Source organism: Nostoc favosum CHAB5714 (genome assembly GCF_020829495.1).
Classification (GTDB): Bacteria; Cyanobacteriota; Cyanobacteriia; order Cyanobacteriales; family Nostocaceae; genus Nostoc; species Nostoc favosum.
On sequence record NZ_JAIVFQ010000016.1, the window covers coordinates 17,469 to 36,956 of the forward strand.

Sequence of the window (19,488 nt, forward strand, 5' to 3'; positions counted from 1 at the left end):
ACCTACTTGATTACGAAATTAACTATTGTATAAGTTTTACTACGGTTGAAGAAAGGGTGAAGACCCAAACCAGAAGATGCCCGGTTTTTAAGGACAGCATAGTAGACTAGTTCAGGACGGCGGAAATCAAGATACCATTTTAAATGCCTCAGAGCAAGGGCATAAAGGGTTTTTAAAGACAAAAACGAAAGTTATCAAGGGTAAATTGGCCATCAAAAGCACAGAAGGTAACGCTGTAGATGTTATTCCCAGTTATAGATAATAAGGTATTGGGGGAAATTGCCGAGTCTGAATTGGCAAGATTGGCGCTTGGTAGTGCAGTTTGAGCGATGAGTTGGCGATCGCGATCGTAGGCGGAAAGCACTAGCCGTTGCGAACTAGTGACAAAGGCGCTAACCGAATTAACCGGACGCAAGAAAGTAGCTTCTAAAAATCCGCTTTTGGGCGCTCCCATTAAAACTGTTAGCCCTGAATAGGCTGGAAATGCCGGATTTGATGGCTGTATTGCTATAGAATTGTGAAAAATTACTCCCCAGCGTTCATACTGGTGCTCTACTGGTTCAAAACACTTTAAATCTTCTAAGTCTAAACAAATACAAGTAGGTACAGTCACTCTGCCAGCGTCAATAGCTGACTCGACCTGCTCCCCCCAAGCTGAAGCTTTAATTTCACTTTGTATATTAAAGTCAAGCGCAAATTTAGCGTCTTCAATCGTTGGTAGTTTATTTAATTGAAGAGTAGCCTGTACCATGACATCCCGCCTTACCATTACTTAGATAATAATTAGATTTAGTAATACATCAAAAGCTATGTTTTTACATATCGAACTAGAATTAATAGCTTGTTAAAATGAGCGTTTTTCCTTTTATTGACGCTCATAATTATTTATGAGTTTCTTGATAAACTAGCATAAAAACTTATGTGATATTCACGCTTTAGTGATGCTTGCTACCATGAAAAAACCTTATATAACAGTAATTTCAACGCTCAGTCACTTTTTATTATGAAAAAAAATTACCAAATCTTTACAAGTAATTCAGTAATTTTATATCTACTTAATCTGATGGTAGGAAGAAGTCTTAAAGTGATTGGTTCGCCGATAATAACAATGAGTGAGGAGTTTGAACTAAATAGGTAAGTATTCTGAGGTGATCAAAGGAGATGCGTTAACTCAACCTACAGCTTCAAGCCGTGGAGAAATCTAGTCAAGAAGTCATTAGTTATTAGTTCATTAGTACGTTTTTCACGATTTTCGTAGACTCGGCACTAATGATTACTGACTAATGATCAAGACAGCGAGTAGCGATTAATCCCATACATTGAAGGAATAAGCTTACTCGCCGACTTTTGTGACGCGGATTAAATTATCAAACGCTTTCTCCGTGTACACACATATAAGGGTCTATTCTGTTACTTGTGCTACTTAATTACTACAGTCAACAAAAAGTACTTATGTTTCAACCACCAGGATTTGAACAACGCTCTATAAATACCTCACTAGGTAGGATGGTATATTATACAGCCACTGGATCACCTTGGCAGGACAATTTCACAACAAAAGATGATCGGGAAACTTTAGTGTTTCTGCACGGCTTTGGTGGTGGATCTTCTGCTTATGAGTGGTCGAAAGTATATCCGGCTTTTGCCGCCGAATATCGGGTCATTGCGCCAGATTTAATCGGTTGGGGTAGGTCTGAGCATCCGGCACGGAGTTATGAGATTGAGGATTATTTAACCACGATTCGGGAGTTTTTCGAGCAGACTTGTACCGGGCCAGTAACAGCGATCGCTTCTTCTTTGACCGCAGCCTTTACAATTCGAGTAGCATCAGCTCATCCTGATTTATTCAAATCTTTAATTCTCACTACCCCCGCCGGACTTTCCGACTTTGGCGAAGACTACTCCCGTAGTTTTTTTGCCCAGTTAATCAGCGTTCCCGTTGTTGACCGTTTACTTTACAGCACTGGAGTAGCCACCAGTGGGGGTATTCGCAGCTTCTTAGAGCAACGACAATTTGCTCAATCTAATCGAGTGTACCAAGAAATTGTAGATGCTTATTTACAATCTGCCCAACAGCCTAATGCTGAGTATGCAGCACTCTCCTTTGTCCGTGGCGATTTATGCTTTGATTTATCCCTTTACATTCAACAACTGACCACTCCCACCGCCATTATTTGGGGACAAAGGTCAGAATTTACAGGCCCCTCAGTTGGTCGCCGCCTTGCCGAAATTAATCCCCAAGCGATCCGATTTTTTCAACAGTTGGAAGATGTGGGGTTAACACCGCAGTTGGAGTTGCCAGCAGTGACAATTGGGTTAATTCGCCAATTTTTGCCTTTGCTTAATTAGTGCTTTGTTCAGTAGTACATCGGTAGGGGTGCATAGATGGCTGTGCGCCCCTACGAGTATCTTTATTAATTATTTATTTCTGTACCTTATCGATGCAGAAAGCGCTATATAGCCAAGCCAGTGCATTGTAAAGCCAGCACTGTTCGCCTAGCGTCTCCTTCAAAAGAAGATAGGTTTCAGATCGCAGGTGATGGAGTCCGAATTCTATTCGCCAGGATTGGGCATATTTTGATTGTGTGAAAAATATCGATAAAAATACAGCAAATATTTTAACAAATACTAAATATAACTTAATATAAAAATTAATCAGACACCATCCAGATTTGCAGGATGTTTTAGAAAAATGTGATTTTGAGCCTTGCACTACGAGAGAAGGCTACCGCTTGGTTGTTGTAAGAAAAAAAGTAGCGATCGCATGTAATTTACCCAAAGCTTTTGGAGAGGGTAATTGTGAAATAGAGTTCAGCAGTCTCATTTTAAAAGGTTTAAAAATTTACGATAAAGCTACATAATCTGCTGTAAATGCAACACAAATCCAGGTAGTACATTTTCTCCTGATAAACTAGCAGGATTGTCTAATATCTCTATATCTTTACCTGGACGATAAATTTCTACTCGCTTGTTTTTTCGGTCGATTAACCAGCCTAATTGAGCGCCATTTTCGATATACTCCTGCATTTTCTCTTGCAATTCTTTCAAGGAATCAGTACGAGAACGCAACTCTACTACAAAATCAGGACAAATTGGGGCAAATTTTTCTTGTTGTTCTGGAGTTAAAGCATTCCACCGCTCAATTTTTACCCAAGAAACATCAGGAGAACGTTCTGCACCATTAGGTAGGGTGAAGCCACTTGAAGAGTCAAAACCTTTGCCTAATTTAGTCTGTTTATTCCAAATTCCTAACTCAACAACCATATCAAAATTACGGTTGCCAGTATCACTACCTGTAGGTGGCATAATTAATAACTCCCCTGATGCTGTGCGCTCAAATCGATAATCGCGGTTTTTCTGACACATCTGGAAAAATTGATCATCAGTTAAGTCAATTTTCAATTTGAGTGTAGAAGGTAAAGTGGTTGTCGTGGCGTTCATAGGCTATTCTGAGCATCTTACTTTCTAGTTTAGTGCTGTGTGGGGTGCGATCGCATGATTAGATGATGGCGATCGCATTTTACCTATTAAATAAATTTGTCTGTTCATTCGGTGTAGCTTTACCGGGATATATCTGCTTAGAACCCTTGGGAATGTAAATCCAGCCAAGGTCTTGCAAACGATAAACAAGATTAGATATGGTTACACCAATATCCTTTTGCATTGCATAAAGGTGATGCCAATTAGTTAAATCACGTGCTTTTCGTTTAGCTTCCAAAATTTCTTTAGGCATTAACAGACAGCTAACAAAATACTGAGCTTGCCATTCTCGCCAGTCATCCTGAGTTTCAGGACGGCTCTTATAAATCTGCTCACTAACATTACGACATAGAAATTGTTGTTCAATTGAGTCAATACTTAGGGTTAGCTCTAACTGCTGCACAGAACCTCTGGCCACATCTTGGTTTATATGAAGTACCCAATGTCCAATCTCATGAGCAATTGTAGATGCTTGAAAACCTTCTTATTCTAATTTTTTTATGTTTTTGTTAAGTACTATTTTTGGTTCTTTTCTAGGAATTATTTTAGCTACTATTTCTCCTTTATCATCAGGAAGTATACTTTGCCAGTCAATCATTATTCCCAAAGCATCAGCAGTACAACTAGCGTCAAAAGGCCACTTCGGAATAAAATTTTCTGCCTTAAGCAATTGCTCGAAAGCTTCCGAGTCATTTTGAGTCATGCGTCCAGCTAGGTACATCAACTGCTCTGCATTCAAACTAAGATGTTCTGCTAACGAGCGGATAACCTTCTCGCTTGGCTCAACGTGGTCGTTTTCTAGTTTGGTTTGCCGAAGAAGATGATACTTTGCACATTTTAGATTTCAAAACTGGCCACTCTGATTTTGATCGGCGACAAGGGTATATTTATTTACTAGCTGCTAGTTACTGGTATCCACAGCAAAAAGCAGTAGCGTCTTTTTATAACTTAGAAAATGGTAAGTGGTCAGAACCTATTAGCGCAACATATAACACTCTTAAGGCTTTTCAGATAGAACTCGCTTTAATAGCTCAACGACATCAAGAAGATTTGAGACGCTACCGTAAAAATTCTGCTGATTTCAGTCAAATATTTCCCCAAAATCCGGGTGTAAGTTGTCGCTACTGTCCGTTTAACTCAATTTGTGAATTTACTATATCAGAGGTTTCTACATGACTGCTGGTGTGCTTCAATCCCCCCTAAAAACTAATATATCCCCAATATTTTTGGCAGACCAAACTTTTTACGTTCTCCCTCAGTTCAGCTACATCATAGTGCAGAGTAATTTTGCAACTAGCGAGTAATTGTTGAAACGATTTTTGAATTTTTAATTAGACCGCAGCGACGCTCAACCCACTTCAATTAACCTTCGTTCAGGTAGGGTGACTCCGTTAATTAAGCAGTGGTGCAAATCGACCCCAGTCAGGTCTACTTCCGTGAAATCAACGTAACTTAGATCAGTTTTGTACAAAATAGCTTTGGCAAGACTAGCATGACTCAGGTCTGTATTGCTCAACTTTGCGCCAGTCAGGTTTGCACCATTGAGATTTGCCCCAGCCAAAAAAGCACCGCTTAGGTTAGCATAGCGCAAATCTGCCCCAGCCAAGTTTGCACTACTGAGGTCAGCATCATGCAAGTCTGCTAAACGTAAGTCTGCTTTCATTAGGGAAGCCTTATGCAAGTCCACCTTCCTAAGAGTTGCCCGTATCAAATTAGCAGCCTTGAGGTTTGCCAAAATCATGTTTGCTCCACTGAAGTCGGTTCTCCAGAGAACCGCCGCAGTCAAATTTGCTTCGATCAGGTTTGCTTGGCGCAGGTTGGACTGTGATAAAGTCGCGTTAGCCAAGTTAGCTCGATTCAAATTGATTCCAGCTAAACACACCTCGCTGAGGTTAACTAAGTGCAGGCTTACTTGAGGGAAATTTCTCTCTCCTGCACAATAGCGTTTGAGAAGTTCATCAGCATCCATACACCCTGCCTCCCAAATCTCCATTTATCACCTGAAAATTACAGTATCTAATCGATATTGCTAAAAATAGCTCTCATTCGGAGACTTTTAAAAACTCCGCACCAACCTTAAAATTATTTAACAATCTTTTACAATATTGCCGATGGAATCGGTTGCTTCAATAGCGATCGCACAACGAAAATACCAAATAAGCCTTTATTAAGTTTCTTTTGTTTAAGCATACCGAGGTGGCGATGTCTACGATGGGCTACGCCTACGCTGCTTCGCTCATCCACGTCTACAGCTATTTTTAGTTAATTGAATCACAGTTTTTCGTATGGGCACGGCACTGCCGTGCCCCTAAAAGAGTGATTTATTTACGTACTAGGTTGAGCAGTTCTTTCGGAGAAGCAAGCAAGTCAATCGCTACAAAAAAGATTTTGCCTTGGGGATCTATCAAAAACCGCCATGCAATATTCATCCCCACGCTGGCACCGAACCAAGGGGTTTGGACTTTGCCTGTGACTTTAATCTGGGTATAGCCATCTTCCACTGGCTCAGATATACCACGCTCTGGGATCATCTTTAATCCCTGGCATTCTTCACGCATATAAGCGCGGATTGCATCTTGACCAACAATCGGTCTTTCAAAGGGTGGTTGCAAAGCACCTTCAGAGCGAAACAGAGCAACCGCAGCATCAAAGTCATTGGCATTCATGTTGTTGATATAGCCCAACACTGTAGCGTTGTTGATACCGTCAATAGTGACTTTAGTCCGAAATGCTGGTGCAATGGGAGGAGACACTGGCTCTGAGACTTTTTTGTAACTACCGGGAGCGTTCGGGTCAAATCCCATGCTCACTACGGTATTGCGTAAAATTGTGATTTGTTGACCTGAATCAGCATTGCGGATGGCTTGTAACACATCAGCAGCCTTGGGAGAAAGCTTGTAGCCTTCTGGGATAGGAGCGACAATTCCCTGAGCCATCCATTCTCCTAACTGATACCAGAAGCCCAATTTGATGTTCACGGTGAAGGATGCATAGGAACGGCACAGGGGAGTGTCAGCACGGTTAGCCAAATCGTACATGACTTGGGTTTGAGCCTCAAAAGGCATCTGCTTAATTTGTTCGAGTAAGCCTTGTGCGAGGATCATGTTAGCTGCCCCTGGAGCAGCAACCGTAATACTTCTACCCATCTCGGTATAGGCAAACCAGAGTAATGCTAGTTGATCTTCAGCATTGAGCTGAGAGAATGATTCAACAACAGTTGGAACAATGTCAGCAACTAGAGTGCCGGGAAAAATACTTTGAGCCGACTGGATGGTAAAAGACATAGCAGATGTTCCCAAAAGAAAATTACAGTTCTATCGAATGTGAAAATCAAATGTGCAAAAACGGAAAGTAAATGCGTTTAGCTGTTAACAAAGCCACTCAGCAGTCTTGGCGTAGACATCGCTTTACCAAAGGCATAGCGATTCTCTTGCCTGTGAGTTTGGATACTTGGCAAAGCACATTGCAGGTTCAACTGCATAGTTATCTAGAAAACCTCGTTCAACAGTGGTTTAACGCATTGATGTTGCTTTTGTATCTATATGTAAAGAAACATAACAATTTCGTTACAAATAAGCAAGACTTTCTCAGTTATAACTTAATAAGTTCTATTTATGTTTTATATAAGTTTTACTTAGTGGCTTTATGCGTATTCACTTCCAAGAGCGTAAGTCTAGCCCGTCGTAGACATCGCACGTCTCTACACGCATCAAATTTTGATAAACAATCCTTAACTAAAGCGATTGCATCTCTTGGAGAAGCTAAACCGAGTCTTCTTCTGCGATCGCCCCTGTTCGCGTTCGAGCGTCACAGCCCTTTATAGACATTACCTACTTCTCGCACACATCCAAAATACCCTACTTGCTTAGTACGGCTTTTACTACTTTTATTTTTATGTCAAGTATTGGCAATAAAGATTTACAATAATCTATATTATTTTATAAATAACAAAAAAATGATACAAGGTTTATGTTAATGAAACCCCACGGACAGGCTTCACCAAATATGCCGAAAAACTCAATGGGCGTTTGGTAATAAGCTGATATGCGTCTAAATTATATAAACATTCTTTATAATCGTTGACGGTTGACGGTTGACGGTTATCGGTCATCAGTCAACAGTCAACAGTCATCAGGTAAATGTACTAGTTTTATGCGTAACAGCTTAATGATTCGTTTTGTCTCACTCATAGCCTTGGAAGTTTTCACAGGACAGGGTTTGATTGGATGGCGAACCAGCCTGTAGAGAAGACAGTTTAGATTTACAAATTTTCTTCAGTTGACAAATAAAACAATTTAGAGGCAAACTTATGAAAACTGATTTTAATTACCCTAGAAAAGATTTGATTGGATCAGTCGTTTTTAGACCTGATTTCAATAACTTTGAGACCATTAATGCAAATCAAGCGTGGTCATTGTTTTTCACTGCCGGTCAAGACGACAAAGGGCTGGGACAAGAAATTGAATTCGGCAGGTTTTTCACTAACCTCTTAATCGCTATTGGGGTAACTGGAATTCTTTGGGCGATTTACTTCAGCCAATTGGGATGGTCAAGTTTGTTGATTTCTAGTGTGTTGTAACTTCAACTGAGGTCTTGGATTTAAATACCAGGACTTATTTTCGATACGTATAAAAAACTTTCTTTAGCTTTGGAAAAAGTTTGATGTTGATTGGATTTATAAAGCTTCCCAATTTGTCACGGTATTGTGGGTATGTGGGTTTAGAAGTAGCACAAATTGTTTCCAAACATCTTGCAGTTCAAAGTAAAACCTATGTAATCCAAAATAGAAGGATATTGATAAATCAACTTTTAAAGTCTGGTCTAGATTCTCATACAGCAAATCGAACTGTTACTGTACTTATATCAAGCCCGGTTTTACAATTAACCAACAAAAACCAGTGTGCAATTAATTGGCGAAAGTAACTATACAGGCAGACAAGGGGCAAAATGCCATTGTTAAAGGTAGGCAAATTTCCGCCACACTGTACTAGTAGTCTATGTCATTAATTTTGAGGGATAAGAGAACGAACCGCAAAGGACGCAAAGAGCGCAAAGGAAGAGGTAAAGAAGAAAAATTGAAAAGCTGATTCACCTATCAAAATTAATGACATGAACCACTAGTTTCCAGACCCCAACCGTTTTAGGGTTGGGGGAGAGGTTCTTCCAGAATAACTGAATTGGGCTATTAGTCTTCAAGACCGAGTTCAACGCAAACAACGAATTGCCTCTAATAGACCTCTGGCTTTATTCAGCGTCTCTTCGTATTCTTTTTCTGGCTCAGAATCAGCCACCAAACCTGCACCGGCTTGCACGCTTACCGTATTATCATGTACTACCATTGTGCGAATTGCGATCGCAGTATTTAATTGTCCTTCAAAATCGTAATATCCATACACGCCTGAATAAACACCCCGACGGCTAGACTCTAATTCGTGGATAATTTCCATTGCCCGAATCTTGGGTGCGCCGCTTACCGTACCTGCTGGGAAGCAAGCTTTCAATAAATCCCATGCTGTTTTACTAAGTGCTAATTTCCCTACAACATTGCTGACTATGTGCATCACATGGGAGTAGCGCTCAACTACCATTAATTCATCAACTTTGACGCTACCATTTTCACAAACACGCCCCAAATCATTCCGCCCTAAATCTACAAGCATCACATGTTCGGCAATTTCTTTAGGATCTTCGAGTAAATCCTTCGCAAAGGCTGCATCTTCCTGGATGGTTTTCCCCCGTGGACGTGTGCCGGCAATTGGGCGTACTGTTGCTATAACTCCACCATCTGAATCTGTTTCGGCTTTCACCATCACTTCAGGGCTGGAACCGATGATTTGCCAATTTTGGAAGTTAAAGTAAGCCATGTAAGGCGAAGGATTTATCTGACGTAGGGAGCGATAAAGGGCAAAGGGGTCGCCTGTGTATGCTGTTGATAGTCGTTGGGAAATTACTACTTGGAAGATATCGCCTGCTTTGATGTAGTCTTTGGCCTTTTGGACGCTAGCACAAAAATCAGGGCGGGTGAAATTACTATTGTACTCCTCTGCTCCTTTGCTCCCCCGGTTACTGAGCGATTTGCCCTGAGCGTAGTCGAAGGGAGTCGAAGTATGCTCCTCTGCTCCCCTGCTCCCTGGCGGTTTCCATTCCAATCGAGTTTTTTCTGGCGATAGGGGCAGAGATAGCTTTTCGAGCATTTGGGTAACGCGATCGCACGCTTGTTGATATGCTGCTTTTAAATCTACTTTCGGGTCACGTAGATCAGCATAAGCGATCGCCCAAATTTTCCGCTTCACTTGGTCAAAAATCAATAGGTGGTCTACCTGCATCCACAACCCATCAGGGATATTTCGCTCATCTGGTGGGTGAATTGGCACACGCGGCTCAATCCAGCGAATTAATTCATAGCCCCAAAACCCAAACAAACCGCCAATTCCTGGCGGTAGCTGTGGTAACTTGACTGGGTGAAAAGGTGCTAAACATTCGGCTAAAGCTGTAAAAGGGTCGCCTGCAAAAACGACCTGCGAACCATCACGGTTTTTCTGGGTTGTGCGATCGCCCCTTGCTTCCAAAACCCACAGAGGATCGCAACCTACTAAACTATAGCGTCCCAGTTTTTCCCCACCTTCGATCGATTCCAACAAAAAGCTATAGGGCTGACCAGCACAGACTTTATACCAAGCAGATACGGGCGTATCTAGGTCTGCCACCCATTCTTGATATACCGGGACGAAGTTGCCTTGTTGCGCTAGGGCCGAAAACTGCGAGAAATCCGGAAACATCATTATTTTTTAAAGGTAATTGGTAATGGGTAATGGGTAATTATTTTTCTTACCAATTATCCATTACTAATTACCCATTAGCTACTAACAGCTAGTTATGGAGCGTCGTAGGTATAAACACCGCTAAACTTAAGTTTAGCTGGACTGGGGTTTTGTCCGATACGACGGTCTACATAACGCACTTTGTCACGACCTTCATTCACCTTTTCGGGGAATACACCATCAGCTGGGTGAAGTAAAGTGGTTTCTCCGTTAGGTAAAATCCGGTAAACTTTGTAATCTGTAATTTTGAGTTTCCGGAGTTGCTGACCGCCCAAAAAGATTCCATATTCTTTACGAGCTATATACAGCAGGTTTTCACCTTGCCGCATAGTAGCAGCACCACCTGTAGGCAATTCAAAAACTTGCTCTTTCGGGCTAGTCCAAGTAATAGCGTACTTTTCTTCTACTTCTGCTTTTGTGAGCAAGCCACCGGTGCTGCCACCGTATAGCGGGGTTTGTCCAGAGAGTGTTTCTGCCATAAGTTTTCTCTCAACGTTTTTAGGGAATCCTAACACCGCAACCACGATCATATTGCGATCGCGTCATAGACTGTAACAGTTTTTAGTCATTTGTCCAAAGTCCAATTGTCATTAGTCATTGGTCATTAGTCATTCTCCCCTGCCTCCCCTGCCTCCCCTGCTTCCCCTGCTCCCCCTGCCTCCCCTGCCCAATGCCCCATGCCCCATGCCCAATCCCCAATCCCCAATCCCTATCTACTCTTGACTTTTGTGCGCTTTTCTTCTTGGCTACTTTGAACAATCGGTATGGTGAAGTGAAACTGACTACCCTGGTCTTTGCCAGTTGACTCTGCCCAAATTTCCCCACCCCAGCCATTAACAATTTGACGGCAAATTGCTAAACCAAGTCCAGTCCCGCCAGTGGTGCGGCGCAGCGCTCCCTCTTCTTGATAAAAGCGGTCAAAAACTATTTCTAAACGATTCGGTTCAATGCCGCGTCCAGTGTCTGCTACAGTCACCTCGACCATTTGATGGCTGTTGTAAATAGCTTTAATGGTGATTTCTCCTTGGGGTGGCGTAAATTTACAAGCGTTATCTATGAGTTTTGCCAGTACCTCTACCAGCCAATCTCCGTCTGCTCTAACCAAAGGTAGATTTTCGGCAATTTGAGTTTTGATTTTGGGCGGCTTTTCAGTTGAGGAACGCGTGCGATTTCGGCTGAGTGATAAATCTACACACTCTTGTAAAGTCAGGGATTCTGGATGCCATTCCACCCGACCGCTTTCCAAGTTGGAAAGTGTGAGGAAATCTTGTACCAGTTTTCGCATCCGTTCTGAGTCGGAAAGAGCAGTGTTGAGCATGATTTGCTGCAACTCTAAAGGCATATCCGGCTCACTAGCAAGGCTTTCTAGGCACACTTGAATGGTGGATAGGGGGGTACGCAGTTCATGTCCGGTAATGGCTATGAGGTTGCTGCGGGTGCGGTCTAGGGCTTCTAGCTGCTGGTTAAGTTCTTCTAGGTTGGCGTAAGCTTCCGCTTGGATGAGAGCTGCTCCCACTTGGGTGGCGATCGCTTCTACCAAATCCAATTCCCCAGGTTGGCACTCGTGCGGTGGCATTCGGCAATAGTGTAACTCCACGATGCCCAATAATCGCCCCTGATAGAATACTGGTTCCATCAGCCAAGAACGAATGGCAAACTTTTTGGCGATCAAGGAGAGGGCTGGCGAATTGTTAACACGAGGGTCATTGAGTGTATCGCTAATACAAACACCTTCGCCTTGTTGCACTATGTCCCGAAATAGAGAATTTTTCTCTAACTCCCAGGTTTGCCCACGAACCGATAAAATGCCGGGATTCAAAAACTCGTGTTCAATTATGGCTTTGCTATCTGTGGCTTGAGCGCGGTAAATTAGACAGCGACAAGCTTCTAGGTGTTGTCCTAATTCTTGTGCCGCCACCTGGAGAACTTCGTGAGGATCGAGCGATCGCCGAATGGCAGTGCTAATCGAGTTGACTAATCGTTCTTTTCGTGCTTGGGCAGCAATGGAACGGTAGGCTTTGTGCAATTTGTACTGACTAGCTTGCAAGTAAGTTACTAAGCGCTGCACAAAGGGATCTGTATCGATGTCACAAGCATATTCGTTGATCTGTTCTGCTCCAGAGTGGCTTCGCGGCTCTCCTATGCTAAACCTCTGACGTGCCTCGTTAATTTTACTTGCCAGTTCTGGCCTGTAAACCAAAATCCTGTCTAACAGCAATTCGGCTGCTTTGAGGCTAACTCCCCTTTCCGATGTCCAAACTCCCTCAAATCTTCGCGCTGTGTCTATATCCAGATTAGGGCTTAGTTCTGGTAGTTGCTTGTTTTTGGCAATAGAACCAAGGTTTTCTCGGCAAACCAGACAAGTAGCATAATTGTCGGCAATCACTACTAAATGCCACTCATGGCTTAAGCCATCCGTTGGCTCAAAAGCGATCTTTTCGTAGTGTTCCGAACTGTTAATGAAATCCGTTTCTGGAGCAGCTAATACGTATATTTGGTTACTCCGCAAGGCAAGTCGCAGGTAGCGATGAGCTTCTTGGCGGTAGAATCGCTCTCGCTGGAAACTAGCAATTACAAGGGGTTGTGCTAAAGTCGCAGCCAAAACTTGATCTTCCATCGCATGGGAGAGCGCCGTTAGTGAAGCCTTAAAATATAGCTGGGGCCGCAAGTATGGTAGGGACTTTAGCAGATCACTCAGCACAGAAGTCGAAATGCTCATGAATTATTGTTAAACGCTCAACCTCGACAAGATCAAAAGTCACAGCTGCATTGTACAAATTCCAAGGGACTCTCAAGTTAAATAGAGAGTTGCAATATGTAAAGAACGCGCTTAAGCACTTTCTGCCAAAGCAGGCGCAACACTTCGTTACCAATTAGGAGGAGTGCATACAACTTGATTTGTTGATTGACAACCTACTACGCCCAATATACATTCTCGACCAACTTTGAAATATGCTTGCACAACTAAAATATTTCACAGATCAGTACCAAATAACTAGTAGTTGTATCTTTTATTCACTAATAAACACTGCTTAGTGATTGATAGTCCACGCGTTGGCGTAGCCCGTTGTAGACACCGCCTACTTTACCTACGTTAATTTATGCCAACTAAATAAATTTTTTTACCCAAAAACTATTACTGTTACATTCACATAATTTAATCAATTCATTAATTATCATAAATTAGTCTAATCAAATATCATAGCTATTTCAGACAAAATTGTATAATTAGTAGATAACAAATGCTCTCTATATCCAACTAAAACTGTGAATTTCGCCTTTTTGCTGAGTATTCTATGTGCCTTGTGTCTTAATAAAGTTTAATGACTAGTAAATTATCTAAAAATCCTCAGTTTTCAGCCTTGATAGAGGTATAAAATATAAGTTTATAAATATTTACTTATACAGGTTTGAGCGCTGCTATGTTGTCAGCAGTAAGTAAGTATTATTTTGGCTCCAATGGCTCAAGCAAGTTTTAGAAAGCGTCTTTTTTTTGAAAGTTGTGAGGGTCAGCAACCTCTACTCAGAAGACCACAAAAATATAGACTTGTACACGGAACTTTTGCTAATGACACCGGATACCCTAATGACCCCGGAAAAAATTTCCCTAGATGGCAAAACTTTTATTCCTGCCGAACAATTACCTATCCCGGAGTGGCCTTGTGTTGTGAGTGAAAGACCACAACCGACACTGACGGTTAAAGATGATGATTTATTTTTTGTAACGGATACTATCGGGAATATTTCTGGCTGTTCTCTCAACGATGGCAATCCCAGCATGGGACTGTTTTGTTGTGATACGAGATTTCTGAATCGCTTGGAGTTGCAAATTGAAGGGCGATCGCCTGTACTCCTCAGTAGCACTGCTGAAAAAGGGTTTTCACTCTCAGCTTTGTGTACCAACCCCAAAATCGACGAACGCCTTAGAGCCGAAACTGTGGGAATTCGCCGGGAAATGGTGCTGAATGGGGCACTATTTGAAGAAATAGAAGTATCTAACTACAGCACAACCACTGTCAATTTTGAACTAAGCATCAGCTTTGATGCGGATTTTGTTGATTTATTTGAAGTCCGGGGCTATGACAGAGAAAAACGAGGTAGGCTTTTACGTCTAGTAGAACCGACGTCTGAAGAAGGAACAGTTTCTCTAGCCGATGGTGTTTCGTCTATACCCAAAGAGCCACAAATTTTTAGAGAAGAATCCTTAACACTCGCCTATCAAGGTCTGGATGGCTCAGTAATGGAATCCCGTATTTTATTCCAGCATCGCCAACCAGACTATTTCAAGGGTTACACTGCGGTTTGGCAGCTAGAGTTGGCTTCTCACGAAACTCAAAAGTTGGGCTACCGGGTGAGCATGTTGAAAAACAACCAGTCTAGTTCAACCGTGAGCGCCGCCTTCACTTTAGGACAGGCGAAAGCTGCTGAGTTGATGGAGGAGCAAAACTGGGTACAACAAATTACACGCATTAGCTCAGATAAAAGCACCTTCAATCGAGTGATTGAACGGGCCGAGCAAGATATGTATTTGTTGCGTCAGTCTTTTGGTAAGCATAAGACAGTTTCGGCTGGAGTACCGTGGTTTTCGACACTCTTTGGGCGGGATTCGCTGATTACAGCTTCTCAAGCCCTAATGTTAAACTCGCAAATCGCCAAAGAAACGCTGATATTACTTGCGACATACCAAGGTAAAATCGACGACGAATGGCGCGAAGAAGAACCGGGTAAGATTTTGCACGAGTTACGTTTGGGAGAAATGGCTCGTTGTCAAGAAATTCCCCATACACCTTACTACGGTACAGTTGATGCCACTCCCCTGTGGCTGATGCTGTATGCCGAACATTATGCTTGGACTCACGATCACGAACTCCTAGAGCAACTTTGGCCAAATGCTCTAGCAGCAATGGACTGGATTGATCGCAATACGAAAGAAACCAGCTACCTCAGTTACTTCCGTAAATCCAAACGCGGTCTTGTTAACCAAGGTTGGAAAGATTCTGGCGACTGTATCGTAGATCACAAGGGAGAATTAGCCAACGGCCCAATTGCCCTCTGTGAAGTGCAAGCTTATGTCTATGCTGCAAAAATGCGTCTAGCAGAAATCGCTAGGATGAAAAAGCGGCTTGATTTGGCAGATCGTTGGCAAGAAGAGGCTAGAAATCTTAAGGTTCGTTTTAATCGAGATTTTTGGGTAGAAGACCTAGATTTCTGTGCTTTGGCTTTGGATGGAGATGGCAAGCCAGTAGACAGTATTACCTCAAATCCTGGTCATTGTCTGCAATTGGGCCTCTTCAACCACGAAAGAGCCTATAGTGTCGCAGAACGGTTGCGGGCACCAGATATGTTTAATGGTTGGGGCATTCGGACTCTGAGTAGTTTGTCACCCGCTTACAATCCAATGGGGTATCATACTGGTTCGGTTTGGCCCCATGATAACGCTCTGATTGCAATGGGATTGCGATCGCTGGGTCTTATCGATCAAGCCTTGGAAATTTTCCAAGGTTTATTCGACATGACTAGTCAGCAGCCTTATCAACGTCCTCCAGAACTCTTCTGCGGCTACGAACGAAACGGTGATAATGCCCCTGTACAGTATCCAGTTGCCTGCACTCCCCAAGCTTGGGCTACTGGTAGTATTTTCCAACTACTGCAAATGATGGTTAACTTGGTGCCTGATGCTCAAAATAACTGCTTGCGAATAATCGACCCCGCTTTGCCAGAATCGATTAATCGTCTGTCATTTCATAATTTACGAGTCGGCCCCACCATCCTCGATTTAGAATTCGAGCGTTCTGGTACTACGACTGCTTGTCGCGTTGCGAAAAAACGCGGTAATTTGCGCGTAGTTATTGAAGCTTAGGAAGGGAGTAGGGAGAGACGCGATTAATCGCGTCTGTACTAGGGAGTAGGGAATTTACTACTCCCTATTTTATGCTTAGTGCGATCGCTGCCGCATTTGTGACACGTTAAGACAAAATCAGTTTGGTCAATAGTAATTGCACTCTAAATAAACTAATTATTGAAGTATCAAATTAAGCTTGGTACTAAATTTTTTTTTTAAGAATGAATCGTGCTTTTAATCTGACGCGTAGACACAAGGGACTTCCAACTAAAAAAATACCCATCGCTTTGGTCAGCAGGGGAAGCTGTTCTTGCGCTCTTGAAGCAGGGGAGGAAGAATCTAACGATCGTCTTCGCTCACAAAATTGAATAATTTAATTTCTGGAAGTCCCCAAAGCGGTTTGCCTTCGGCATCGCCAGTTGAAAATTTGCGTTACCTCTACCTAAATAAGTATTAATACTTATTGACAAAATACTCGCAACCTTCATCTTTCACGAATGGTTAGGGAGAATCTCCCAGAGTCAAATATCACCAACACCAAACCTATTGAGATGTAAGTAATTTTTCATTTGCATTCAAAATTATTAATGAGACTTTATTTCATTAATTTAGATTTTGGTGTAGACTCTTTTTAAAGCTATTGAATAATATTCTCAATAGAGGGATAGATGTAAAATGACAACTTCTACAAGTCCGCTGTCAGTGGAGCAAGACCTTACTGACTCGCCTTGGTGGGCAGGTAACGCCAGACTTACCAGCTTATCAGGGAAATTACTAGGCGCTCACGTTGCTCATTCTGGTCTGATCGTTTTCTGGGCAGGAGCTATGACTTTATTTGAGCTAGCCCACTTTAATCCAGCAGAACCGATGTACACGCAAGGCTTAATTTTGTTACCTCACCTAGCTACACAAGGTTGGGGTGTTGGCGCAAATGGTGCAGTCGTGGATACTTATCCCTACTTTGTAATTGGAGCTTTGCATCTAATTTCCTCAGCCTTTTTGGGTTTCGGAGGAATCTTTCATTCCCTACGTGGCCCGGAAAAATTGGAGGGTAGAGTTCCTTTCTTTGGCTACGACTGGTCAGACACGGGCAAAATGACCACAATCCTTGGTATACATCTGGTTTTACTGGGTTGTGGTGCATTCTTGTTAGTCGCCAAAGCAATGTACTTTGGGGGTTTGTACGACCCAAATGTTGAAAATGTGCGAGTAATTACAAATCCAACATTAAACCCAGCTGTCATTTTTGGTTATCTGTTTGGCGCAATTAGTAAATTCTGGATTGCTGGCGTTGACAACCTAGAAGACGTGGTTGGCGGACATATTTGGGTTGGTGCGATGTTGATTATTGGTGGACTTTTTCACATAGCAACTAAGCCCTTTACCTGGACGCATCCACTATTTGTTTGGTCTGGAGAAGCTTACCTTTCTTACAGTCTGGGTGCTTTGGCACTGATGGGCTTTATTGCAACTCTCTTTGTATCGGTAAACACCACTGTTTATCCTGAAGTTTTTTATGGGCCGGCGCTCGTGGTTAGGCAGAATATTGTGCCGTACTTTTCATCACTTGACCCTGACCTTGTAACTGCTCGAACTTGGTTAGCTAATGCCCACTTTTGGTTAGCTTTCTTCTTTCTCCAAGGACATATCTGGCACGCCTTGCGGGCGCGTGGGTTTGATTTTCGCAAAGGTAGGGTGAGTCAGGAGGCAGTGATTCCCCAACCAATTAGCTAAATTCAATTTAATGCAATATATTTGCAATTGTTTGAAAGCAAAAACTCAAATAAATTGCTAAAAATTCTCAAGGAGTACTAGAAATGACAGCAGTAATTGAAGATAGCCCATACAAGCAACAAATACCTGATGTTGGCTGGTGGGCTGGTAACTTTCGTCTCACGAATTTATCAGGAAAATTACTAGGCGCTCATGTTGCCCATTCTGCATTGATTTTGTTATGGGCTGGAGGAATGACGCTGTTTGAACTGTCACGCTTCAACCCTAATGTGCCAATGTATGAGCAAGGGTTAATCATACTGCCTCATCTAGCGACTCTAGGTTTGGGTGTCGGTGCTGGTGGGCAAGTTATTAGCACCTATCCCTACTTTGTAGTCAGCGTCTTACATCTGATACCTTCAGTGATTCTGGCAGCCGGTGGTATTTACCACTCCCTGCTGGGGCCAGAGGTGTTAGAAGACAATCCTACTTGGGCTGGCTTTTTCGGCTACGACTGGAAAGACAAAGACAAGATGACTACAATCTTGGGCATTCACCTAACGCTTTTAGGTTTGGGTGCTTTGGCTTTAGTTGCCAAGGCGGTGTTTTGGGGTGGACTGTTTGACCCCTGGGCTGCTGGCGGTGGAGACGTAAGGGTAATCAATCATCCGACGCTCAACCCATTCCGCATCTTTGGCTACCTATTTGGGGCCTGGGGCCCGGAAGGAATGGCAGCGGTTGATAACTTGGAAGATGTAGTTGGTGGTCACATCTGGGTTGGTTTGATGTTAATTGGCGGTGGTATTTTCCACATCTTGACTAAGCCGTTCGCTTGGGCACGTCGAATTTTGATTTATTCAGGGGAAGCGTATTTGTCTTACAGCATTGGTGCTGTAGCATACATGGGCTTTTTGGCAGCATATTTTGCGTCGGTCAATAACACTGTCTATCCCGAAGTTTTCTATGGTCCAGTTAGGGCTATAGAAACTTCTGCTGGTATAGTTTCTGCTCGTGGTTGGTTGGTAACTTTCCATTTTGTCCTAGCGCTGATATTTCTGTTAGGTCACATTTGGCACGCTCTCCGCGCTCGTGCGATCGCAGGCGGATTTGATCTTAAAAATGGTGATATGGTTCAGCCGCCACGGGTAGATCGCCAAACAAGTAATCAGGTAAGCGCAGTCAATTCTTCTGATTTGACATTGAAGTTTCTCAGATACTTGCCAATTTACCGCCCCGGTATATCTTCTCTGTGGCGGGGATTAGAAGTTGGCATGGCTCATGGTTACTGGTTGGTTGGTCCGTTTGCCACATTAGGATCATTAGGTTTGTTACGCAATTTTAATGTGGGTAGCTTGGTTGGTTTACTAGCCGCAGGCAGTTTGATTCTCATCTTGACAATTGGTTTTTCGCTTTATGGCACTAACAGCTACGAAAAACAGCAAGAAATCTATTCACGACCAGTTTCGGTTGCAACAGTTCCCAAGGTGCCACAGAACATCAATACTGTCGCTGAATGGAGTCAATTTACTGAGGGCTTTTTGATTGGTGGAATTGGTGGAGCAATCTTCGCTTATCTGCTATTGACTAGTGTTACTTTATTCGGTGCGATCGCAATCAACTCGATTTAATCAT

At 42.7% G+C, this 19,488-nt stretch carries 17 protein-coding genes and 2 pseudogenes; 9 read left to right on the forward strand and 10 right to left on the reverse strand.

What is annotated here, in order from left to right; genetic code table 11:
* Window positions 1-172: 172 nt before the first annotated feature.
* A complete protein-coding gene (locus LC586_RS13355; RefSeq protein ID WP_229485287.1) occupies window positions 173-769 on the reverse strand; it encodes a hypothetical protein in 597 nt (198 codons plus the stop codon).
* Between the two features lie 683 nt (window positions 770-1,452).
* Here LC586_RS13355 and LC586_RS13360 point away from each other — a divergent pair.
* Together LC586_RS13360 and LC586_RS13365 are read left to right on the forward strand one after the other, a co-directional pair.
* Window positions 1,453-2,349 carry an alpha/beta fold hydrolase gene (locus LC586_RS13360; protein ID WP_229485288.1) on the forward strand — a complete coding sequence of 299 codons (897 nt, stop codon included), beginning with the start codon at window positions 1,453-1,455 and terminating at the stop codon, window positions 2,347-2,349.
* Window positions 2,350-2,672: 323 nt separating this feature from the next.
* Window positions 2,673-2,861, forward strand: a complete 189-nt coding sequence (locus LC586_RS13365; RefSeq protein WP_229485289.1) for a hypothetical protein — start codon at window positions 2,673-2,675, stop codon at window positions 2,859-2,861.
* Here LC586_RS13365 and LC586_RS13370 read toward each other — a convergent pair.
* From LC586_RS13370 to LC586_RS13380, 3 genes are all read right to left on the reverse strand, one after another.
* On the reverse strand, window positions 2,854-3,441 hold the full coding sequence (locus LC586_RS13370) for a Uma2 family endonuclease (RefSeq protein ID WP_229485290.1): 588 nt from the start codon (window positions 3,439-3,441) through the stop codon (window positions 2,854-2,856). The two genes, LC586_RS13365 and LC586_RS13370, sit on opposite strands and share 8 nt — an antisense overlap.
* A 79-nt stretch (window positions 3,442-3,520) precedes the next feature.
* A complete protein-coding gene (locus LC586_RS13375; RefSeq protein WP_229485291.1) occupies window positions 3,521-3,898 on the reverse strand; it encodes an ImmA/IrrE family metallo-endopeptidase in 378 nt (125 codons plus the stop codon).
* A 66-nt stretch (window positions 3,899-3,964) separates the two neighbouring features.
* Entirely contained in the window at window positions 3,965-4,219 is a 255-nt protein-coding gene (locus LC586_RS13380) for a hypothetical protein (protein WP_229485292.1), read from the reverse strand.
* A 68-nt stretch (window positions 4,220-4,287) separates the two neighbouring features.
* On the opposite strand from LC586_RS13380, the pseudogene LC586_RS13385 reads away from it, so the two are divergent.
* Window positions 4,288-4,656 (forward strand): annotated as a pseudogene (locus LC586_RS13385) (PD-(D/E)XK nuclease family protein); the annotation flags it as partial.
* Between the two features lie 172 nt (window positions 4,657-4,828).
* Here the strand turns inward: LC586_RS13385 and LC586_RS13390 are convergent.
* The 3 genes from LC586_RS13390 to LC586_RS13400 all read right to left on the reverse strand — a co-directional run bounded on the left by LC586_RS13390 (window position 4,829) and on the right by LC586_RS13400 (window position 6,764).
* Window positions 4,829-5,449, reverse strand: a complete 621-nt coding sequence (locus LC586_RS13390; protein ID WP_498072179.1) for a pentapeptide repeat-containing protein — start codon at window positions 5,447-5,449, stop codon at window positions 4,829-4,831.
* A 128-nt stretch (window positions 5,450-5,577) separates the two neighbouring features.
* Window positions 5,578-5,724 (reverse strand): hypothetical protein, encoded by a 147-nt coding sequence (locus LC586_RS13395; RefSeq protein ID WP_229485294.1) that lies wholly within the window; start codon window positions 5,722-5,724, stop codon window positions 5,578-5,580.
* A gap of 77 nt (window positions 5,725-5,801) precedes the next feature.
* Window positions 5,802-6,764 carry an orange carotenoid protein N-terminal domain-containing protein gene (locus LC586_RS13400; protein WP_229485295.1) on the reverse strand — a complete coding sequence of 321 codons (963 nt, stop codon included), beginning with the start codon at window positions 6,762-6,764 and terminating at the stop codon, window positions 5,802-5,804.
* Between the two features lie 71 nt (window positions 6,765-6,835).
* Between LC586_RS13400 and LC586_RS13405 the strand changes: the two genes are divergently transcribed.
* The 3 genes and pseudogenes from LC586_RS13405 (at window position 6,836) to LC586_RS13415 (ending at window position 8,059) form a co-directional block, all read left to right on the forward strand.
* Window positions 6,836-7,303: a hypothetical protein gene (locus tag LC586_RS13405; protein ID WP_229485296.1), complete on the forward strand. Its 468-nt coding sequence runs from the start codon at window positions 6,836-6,838 to the stop codon at window positions 7,301-7,303.
* 148 nt (window positions 7,304-7,451) lie between these two features.
* Window positions 7,452-7,523: pseudogene (locus LC586_RS43405) on the forward strand (high light inducible protein); the annotation flags it as partial.
* Window positions 7,524-7,789: 266 nt separating this feature from the next.
* Window positions 7,790-8,059, forward strand: coding sequence for a hypothetical protein (locus tag LC586_RS13415; RefSeq protein WP_229485297.1), 270 nt, complete (start codon window positions 7,790-7,792; stop codon window positions 8,057-8,059).
* Between the two features lie 625 nt (window positions 8,060-8,684).
* On the opposite strand, the gene trpE is transcribed toward LC586_RS13415, so the two are convergent.
* The 3 genes from trpE to LC586_RS13430 all read right to left on the reverse strand — a co-directional run bounded on the left by trpE (window position 8,685) and on the right by LC586_RS13430 (window position 13,020).
* Complete coding sequence (gene trpE, locus LC586_RS13420; protein ID WP_229485298.1) at window positions 8,685-10,262, reverse strand: anthranilate synthase component I; 1,578 nt, start codon at window positions 10,260-10,262, stop codon at window positions 8,685-8,687.
* 92 nt (window positions 10,263-10,354) lie between these two features.
* A complete protein-coding gene (locus LC586_RS13425) occupies window positions 10,355-10,780 on the reverse strand; it encodes a photosystem I reaction center subunit II PsaD (RefSeq protein ID WP_229485299.1) in 426 nt (141 codons plus the stop codon).
* 230 nt (window positions 10,781-11,010) lie between these two features.
* Window positions 11,011-13,020, reverse strand: coding sequence for a DICT sensory domain-containing protein (locus LC586_RS13430; protein ID WP_229485300.1), 2,010 nt, complete (start codon window positions 13,018-13,020; stop codon window positions 11,011-11,013).
* Window positions 13,021-13,869: 849 nt separating this feature from the next.
* On the opposite strand from LC586_RS13430, the gene LC586_RS13435 reads away from it, so the two are divergent.
* The 3 genes from LC586_RS13435 to LC586_RS13445 all read left to right on the forward strand — a co-directional run bounded on the left by LC586_RS13435 (window position 13,870) and on the right by LC586_RS13445 (window position 19,484).
* Window positions 13,870-16,161, forward strand: a complete 2,292-nt coding sequence (locus LC586_RS13435; RefSeq protein ID WP_229485301.1) for an amylo-alpha-1,6-glucosidase — start codon at window positions 13,870-13,872, stop codon at window positions 16,159-16,161.
* Window positions 16,162-16,818: 657 nt separating this feature from the next.
* A complete protein-coding gene (locus LC586_RS13440) occupies window positions 16,819-17,877 on the forward strand; it encodes a chlorophyll a/b binding light-harvesting protein (protein ID WP_229485302.1) in 1,059 nt (352 codons plus the stop codon).
* Window positions 17,878-17,960: 83 nt separating this feature from the next.
* Entirely contained in the window at window positions 17,961-19,484 is a 1,524-nt protein-coding gene (locus tag LC586_RS13445; protein WP_229485303.1) for a chlorophyll a/b binding light-harvesting protein, read from the forward strand.
* Window positions 19,485-19,488 lie beyond the last annotated feature (4 nt).